Genomic DNA, 6,550 nt, shown 5'->3' with positions numbered 1-6,550 from the left:
TTGGAAATCGATCAATTCAACTCACGTGTTGCGCTTGCAAGTTGAGACCGCCCTTTTCAGCGTCCTGACTCGCAAAGTGTGGTTGCCGGCTCATGGTGAAGCCATAGAGCCAATTGGAGTCTTGGATGCTGCATGGCCCGCCAGTGATGATCGCGCCGGAGTGCGGGTCTCTGCCGGTCAGTCGTTCGATGTAGGGTGCAATACGGTCATCGAGCAGCGTCACGGTTGCCGAGATGGTCCAGTTCGCTTCTGGGATGTTCTCGCAGAAGGTTTCAGGCCTGCCGAAAGAGCGGTCGCGCGCGGCCATTCGCTTCCACAGAGACCATGCCCCGCCGCGATCCGTGATAACGGGGGCAGGGGTGTCATTGTCGCCATACGTCGAGCTCTCGGTGATCGACCCATTTGTAATGAACACCAAGTCTTTCGGGCCGACATCAATGCGCTCGTCTTGGTCGCGAGAATGCAGTTGAATCTGTGTGGCGTGCTTCTTCCCGACACTTGCCGACATCAGCACGTCTTCCACGATGACGCCGTATCGGAAGGTAACTCCCTGAGACTTCAGGTGACTGACCAACGGGAGGATCAATGATTCGTATTGGTTGTAGTGCGTGAAACGTAGTGAGGTCAGGTCCGATAGGGTGGAGATGTGATGGACGAAACGCATGATGTATCGTCGCATCTCCGTTGCGCTGGCCCATGGTTCAAAGGCAAACATCGTGGCCCAGTAGAGCCAAAAGTTAGACGAGAAAAACTCATCACTAAAGACTTCATCGATGCGCTTATCGTCTAGATCTTCTTCGCGTGTAAGCGCGAGTGCGACCAACTCTTCAATCGACTTCGTCGTCAGAGTGAGATCGGTCACTTCAGGCAACACCGAACCCCGTTTGTGGATTGCTCGGCAAGGGTTGCTGGAGGGGTCGCGCTTGTGTAGCCAATACATCTCGTCCAGCACCGATGCATCAGGTGTGTCCAGCGAGGGGACGGAGCGGAACAAGTCCCAGAGTGTCTCAAAATGTGCTTCCATTTCCCGCCCGCCGCGGATGATGAATCCCTTATCGCGGTCCAGGATGCCGTCCATGCTCCCGCCAGGAATGTCCAGCTCTTCAAAGATGGTGATCGCACTTCCTGGCATCTGAGCATCGCGGATTAGGAAGAGTGCTCCGGCAAGAGAGGCCAGGCCAGATCCCACGAAATAGGCGCGACGGTCGCCGACACCTTCAGGCTTCGGAGGGCGGGAGTAGGCCTCAAAATTACCGTTGGAACGATACATGCGAAGTGCTCCGAGACGAGGCGGCCGAAATGGCGACCGAGAGAGGAACGCCCGCCCCTAAATTCGGTCAGGGCGGGCTGCCCGATACGACTGCATTCGGACAAAGGAACACACCAGCGGCAGTGACGAGGCTACTTGAAGAAGGACTTAAACTTCTCTTTCCTCTTTTCCCACCGTGCTTCTCGCTCCGCCTTCTTCTCAGCGCGCTTGGTCTCCTTGAGGACTCGACGCGCTTCGGCTGACGCTGCTTCGGCAGCGAATTCGGCGCTCTGGATTTCTGCAAGAACATCGTCGTAGGCGAAGCGGCTGACATGCCCTGCGCTTGCCGAAGCGACTTTGTTTACCCAAGACGGATCGCTCTCTTCCAAATCGACGATCAGAACGGTCTTCCCAGGTAGCACGCGGGAGCCGATAGCCGCGATGACCGATTCGTCGTCGACAGCATCACCGATGTCCGCAAGCGAACCGAACAGTGCGCCGGTGGAGAAACCGACGAGCAGACCCACGGGACCGCCAAGAATGCCGATGAGGGAGCCGAGGATGCTGCCTCCAATCGTCGCATCCCCGATGGTGTTGCTCCCGCCATCTTGCGGCACGATCCGACCATCCAATTCTCGTCTGAAAACGCCTGCTTGATATAGGCGTATGTCGGTGGAGTTCTTCAATTCGGAAAGGGCTTGGTAGGCGACACTGGAGTCATCCCACGCGACAACAACGATGTTGTGACTCATTACGTGCTCCGGATGGGGCGCGGCCCCGATGTGATGGACGAATGAAATCTCAAGCCTGCATCGTGCGCAACTGGCGCAACGAAGTGTAAATGCTTGAATTGTCAATGAGATGTGCACGCCCAGCGCGGCCTCAGGCTGAATGGGGGTGTAATCCGGTCTGTGAGCGCCCTCTTCACATTAATGCTGTATTAAGGTGGTGACGATCGCAGGAGACACTCATGACGCGTGCCTTAGGTCCAGTTCGTGAAGTCGCTGTCGCAGTCCTTGTTCTCCTCCCTCCAGCCGCAGTTCAAGCGCAAGGAATGCCCCCAAGCGTGGAACACAGGCTAGAGGCGCTTGAGTTACGCCAAGCGGCCTATGAAAGAGAGTTGAAAGAGCGAGACGAACGGATCGCAGATCTGGAGTCTCGGCTGCAAGAAGCGCGAGCAAGTGCCGCGCTGTCCGCCGCTACTTCGCCAGCTCCCCTGGCTCCGGCATCCGCACACGGCGGTCAAAACCAGGATGCTGTCGAATCGCACTCTGGCCGCAGGCTGAGTGAGGAGAAGGCGGTCGAGGTAGCACAATCTGCTAACGAGACCTTCGGCATCTATACGCCTGGAAGTGGCTTCAAGGTGGCTCGAACTACATGGGGCGAGTTGAACATCAGCGCATACTCCTACCTGCGTTACTTGAATCAATCCGGCTTGGACAGGACCTACGTCGATCACTTCGGCAACGTAAGGGAGATGGATCGTCGCAACGATGTTCAAATGAACAAGATCCTTCTCTACAACCACGGCTGGTTCTTGGATCCCCGCTTTCGCTACACCTTCTTCCTTTGGGGGGCTGAGCCGGCCCTCGGCACGACCAGTTCCATTCTGGTCGCAGGAAACTTGGCGTATGTCTTCAACGACAAGTTCACGCTTGCCGGAGGTGTGCTTGCGCTCCCCTCCACGCGAAGCCTGGACGGACAGTTCCCACTCTGGCAACGCGTCGACGCGCGAATGGTGGCAGACGAGTTCATGCGCGGCAGCTACACGCAAGGGTTCTCTGCCAGCGGAACGTTGGCACCAGGCCTCAAATACAAAACCGCGATCGGAAATAACCTCAGTTCATTCGGCGTGTCCGCCTCTCGGTTGGACAACAAGATGGACACATGGTCTTTGGCGCTTAGCTGGATGCCAACGACCGGAGAATTTGGCCCGCTGGCCAATTTTGGCGATTTTGAGCAGCACGAGAAGTTGGCGACGCTCTTTAGCGGCCGATTCACGTCGAGCACGGAAGATCGCGAGAGTCAGCCGGGGTTGGACACTCCTGAGAACACGCAAGTTCGCCTATCCAGTGGGGTGACTGTGTTCACGCCCAATGCTCTGGGATTGGGAAGCACGGTTGAACGAGTGGATTATCGGATGGCCGCGCTTAGCGCCGGTCTGAAGTATCAGGGGTTCTATCTGGAAGCCGAGGTCTACAGGCGCTGGCTGGATGGATTCCGGGTGACTGGGGCGCCGTTAGCTTACACCCGGGTTGTGGATGATGCGGCGCAAATCCAAGGCTCCATGATGGTTGTGCCTAAGCGTCTCCAAGTTTACGCCAATGCATCCAAGGTATTCGGAGAGTTTGGCGATCCTTGGGATGCGGGCGTTGGTTTGAACTGGTGGCCCTACGGCAAACGTGGTTTTCGGCTGAACGGTGATCTGATGTATGTGAAGCGATCTCCAATCGGCTCGCCATTCCACCCGTTCTCCGTAGGTGCGACCGGGTGGACATTTAACGCCAACGCAGAAATAGCCTTCTGATTTTTCAGCGGTGACCCGTCAACCTCGAGGAAAGCATCATGATTTTGAAAGGGACCTGGAAGCCAATTGCTGTCTCGTTGCTCGTGCTGCTTCTCCCAGCATGCACGACGTCGCCAACCACGGTTCATTCTCCACCTCATGCCAAAGCTGAGCAGTCTCCAAGTCTGCTTGTCCAGCCGTCGCCAGCTAGGTCTTTGGCATCGTTCAAGAAAGGCAGTAAGGGGGTGGCTTGTTACGATAGAAAGAAAGAGCCTTACACCACGGTTGTGGATGCTCATTTCCATCCTCGGGCGTTTGGCGGCGCCTCCATACCGCCTCAGGAGCTCTTCAGCTACTTTGATCGGCTGGGTGTCCGGTTCGTAAACTACTTCGGTATCGGTCAGATCCTTCCTCTGGGCTCGGGCTGCACCTATTACCTGGACTGCCCTGGCGTCGCCGCGATGCCGAGCATCAAGAATGATTTCGTCAACGGCATGGAAGTGGCTGCTTATCAGCACCCCAACGTCCATGTGACTCTATCGATGACCTTCATGGATCTGGCCCATCCTCAGGGAGCTGCTGAAACAATAGGTTTGTATGACAAGGAATACCCGGGGATGTTTGCATGGGCAGGAGAGCTGAACGTCGTTAAGCAAGCGCTGGTGCCTAATAAGCATGAAGTTGCGACGAAAAAGAGTATTGATGAATGGGCTCCGTTCATGCGTGTGCTTGAGCAGCGGGGAATCCCCGTCACCCTTCACTCGGACTTGGGCAATGACGATCACCCGGAAGAGTATTTGGGTTTAATTCAGTATGCCGTTAGCCGCTACCCAAACAATAAGATTGTCTGGGCCCATGCTGGTTTGTCCAAAGAGCTCCAGCACATCGACCCTGCACGTCACATGGCCATTTTGGAGGACATTTTTGGCCGGAGCAATAACGTCATGATCGACCTCTCCTGGGACGTTCTTTACCAGGCCTATCACCAGTTCGGTCCCGAATATGCCGCATTCATTAACGAGCATAGCGACCGCGTTCTGACAGGGTCGGACTTCGTCGCTGCCGGAACCAAGGGGTTTGCGCAGTATGCCAAAGAGCTGGAGACCACGAGCCGAATCAATCAGTTGCTGGATAACCAAGCTTTTCGACGTATCGCGTTAGGAGAGAACTACTTTAGGTTGCTCAACCTTGATTTCGAGGCTCCACCCATCTGCGACGCGCACTGATTCGGTCCTCCTGATTCTCACCATCTCTGACGGTCATGGATCTTTCCTGCCAGCGGTTTACACCGTTGCTGACCCTCGCACTGGTTGCAGGATCCTTGCTTTGGTGTCTGCCTGCCCGAGGCGAAGCAGAAGGGCGTGGCGGCCAAAGCGGGAGCGACCAGTTGATTGGGAGGGACGACGAACCCAATCGCCAAGGCATTATAGGGGGCGTTCGCGCGGCGTCGCCGGCCTCCTCATTCTGGGACGGGGCGAGTGTGCTTTTTAAGCCCCGCATCTACGGATTCTATCGGGATCGCGAAGGCGCGCCAGAAATGGCAGCGCTGGCTATCGGTGGAGGGGTGGAGATTCGCTCAGGTTGGGCGGCTGAAAGAATCCAACTTGGCGCGGTCATCTACGGCTCGCAGCGGATCATAGGTGCTTCTGACAAAGATGGGACCCAGTTGCTCAAGCCCGGGCAAGAGTCCTTTTCCGTGCTGGGGGAGGCAAACTTGACGTTCAGGATGCATGGAGACAACCTGCTGAGGGTAGGAAGGCAATCGTTTGATCTGCCGTATTTGAGCCGGCACGACATTCGAATGGTGCCAAACACGTTCGAAGGGATCGTCGTTGGCCGCGATGCAAAGGATGGACTCTCCTACATCGCTGGTTATGTAAGCAAGATCAAAAGGAAGAACGATGACCGTTTCATTCCTCTCTCGCAGGCGGCCGGGGTTAGCCGAGGGAAGGACGGTATGGTCTTAGCTGGTCTTCAACAGGTGTTCCCGAATGGATCTGTGGTCGGTGCGATTGGCGAGCGAACCTTCGACGTCATGGACACTTGGCATGCGAAGGGCCAGTTGATCCATGGGGTCAACGACATGCTCTCGTTGAGGTTGTCGGGCCAAGTTACTCGCCAGAAGAGCAGTGGCCACGCATTGATCGGCGACTTTTCCACCCACCTTCATGCGGCAATGCTGGAGGCGGTGGTCCCTCGCGGATCTTTGCGGATTGCAGCCAGTCGGGCGGGTAGGAATAAAGGTCTTCAAACGCCCTATGGAGGGTCCCCGAACTACTTGGCAATCATTGTTGAGAACTTTGACCGGGCTGGCGAGCGTGCTTGGATGATTGGCGCGTCGCGTAGCTTTTCCTCTGATCCTTCTCAAGGCCTGAGCATGTTTGTGAACCACGCGAAGGGGCGCACGCCAGGCTCTGGCTGGAAGCTGGATCCGGATCAATCGGAGTCGGATGTTACCTTGGACTATCGCTCGCCCAAAAATGGACAGAGAAGCGGTCTCTGGTTCCGAGCTAGAGTGGCTTACATCAATCAAAGAGCATCGCAAGGTGGCCGGGACTTTGTTGACGCAAGATTTATCGTCAACTATGAGTGGTGACTGATGGGCTCGCGACGCGTCTTCGGATGAGAAGGGGGCATGAGGCCCCTTGTTTGTTCTGGCGGTGGTCTTCGACGGGCCGAAGTCCCCGCCGATGCCCGGCAATGACCAAGCCTGCTTACGGCGGCCGAAGCCCTCAGCCCAGCTTAGACTCAACTTCCAAGTGCAACACCCGACAATCGCGTAGGGTGCAGGCATG

General features: G+C 56.4%; 5 protein-coding genes. 3 read left to right on the top strand and 2 right to left on the bottom strand.

Features of this window, described 5'->3' with window-relative positions; genetic code table 11:
• Positions 1 to 16: 16 nt before the first annotated feature.
• Together ACQKDV_RS17610 and ACQKDV_RS17605 are read right to left on the bottom strand one after the other, a co-directional pair.
• A complete protein-coding gene (locus ACQKDV_RS17610) occupies positions 17 to 1,270 on the bottom strand; it encodes an oleate hydratase (protein ID WP_427785458.1) in 1,254 nt (417 codons plus the stop codon).
• A gap of 131 nt (positions 1,271 to 1,401) precedes the next feature.
• On the bottom strand, positions 1,402 to 2,001 hold the full coding sequence (locus ACQKDV_RS17605) for a DUF1269 domain-containing protein (RefSeq protein WP_427785457.1): 600 nt from the start codon (positions 1,999 to 2,001) through the stop codon (positions 1,402 to 1,404).
• A gap of 314 nt (positions 2,002 to 2,315) precedes the next feature.
• Here ACQKDV_RS17605 and ACQKDV_RS17600 point away from each other — a divergent pair, with 314 nt between their 5' ends.
• From ACQKDV_RS17600 to ACQKDV_RS17590, 3 genes are read left to right on the top strand one after another with little or no spacing between them, the layout of a single operon-like run.
• Positions 2,316 to 3,776: a hypothetical protein gene (locus ACQKDV_RS17600; RefSeq protein WP_427785455.1), complete on the top strand. Its 1,461-nt coding sequence runs from the start codon at positions 2,316 to 2,318 to the stop codon at positions 3,774 to 3,776.
• A gap of 38 nt (positions 3,777 to 3,814) precedes the next feature.
• Complete coding sequence (locus tag ACQKDV_RS17595; protein ID WP_427785454.1) at positions 3,815 to 4,981, top strand: amidohydrolase family protein; 1,167 nt, start codon at positions 3,815 to 3,817, stop codon at positions 4,979 to 4,981.
• A 35-nt stretch (positions 4,982 to 5,016) separates the two neighbouring features.
• Entirely contained in the window at positions 5,017 to 6,351 is a 1,335-nt protein-coding gene (locus ACQKDV_RS17590) for an OprD family outer membrane porin (protein ID WP_427785452.1), read from the top strand.
• Positions 6,352 to 6,550 lie beyond the last annotated feature (199 nt).

Origin of the sequence: Stenotrophomonas sp. NPDC077659, assembly GCF_050268705.1 — a bacterium.
Classification (GTDB): Bacteria; Pseudomonadota; Gammaproteobacteria; order Xanthomonadales; family Xanthomonadaceae; genus Stenotrophomonas.
This window is presented reverse-complemented; position numbering and strand designations above follow the sequence as displayed.

Coding starts and splice junctions, on each gene's coding strand:
- ACQKDV_RS17610 (WP_427785458.1), bottom strand. CDS start 1,270: ATGTATCGTTCCAACGGTAATTTTGAGGCCTACTCCCGCCCTCCGAAG.
- ACQKDV_RS17605 (WP_427785457.1), bottom strand. CDS start 2,001: ATGAGTCACAACATCGTTGTTGTCGCGTGGGATGACTCCAGTGTCGCC.
- ACQKDV_RS17595 (WP_427785454.1), top strand. CDS start 3,815: ATGATTTTGAAAGGGACCTGGAAGCCAATTGCTGTCTCGTTGCTCGTG.
- ACQKDV_RS17590 (WP_427785452.1), top strand. CDS start 5,017: ATGGATCTTTCCTGCCAGCGGTTTACACCGTTGCTGACCCTCGCACTG.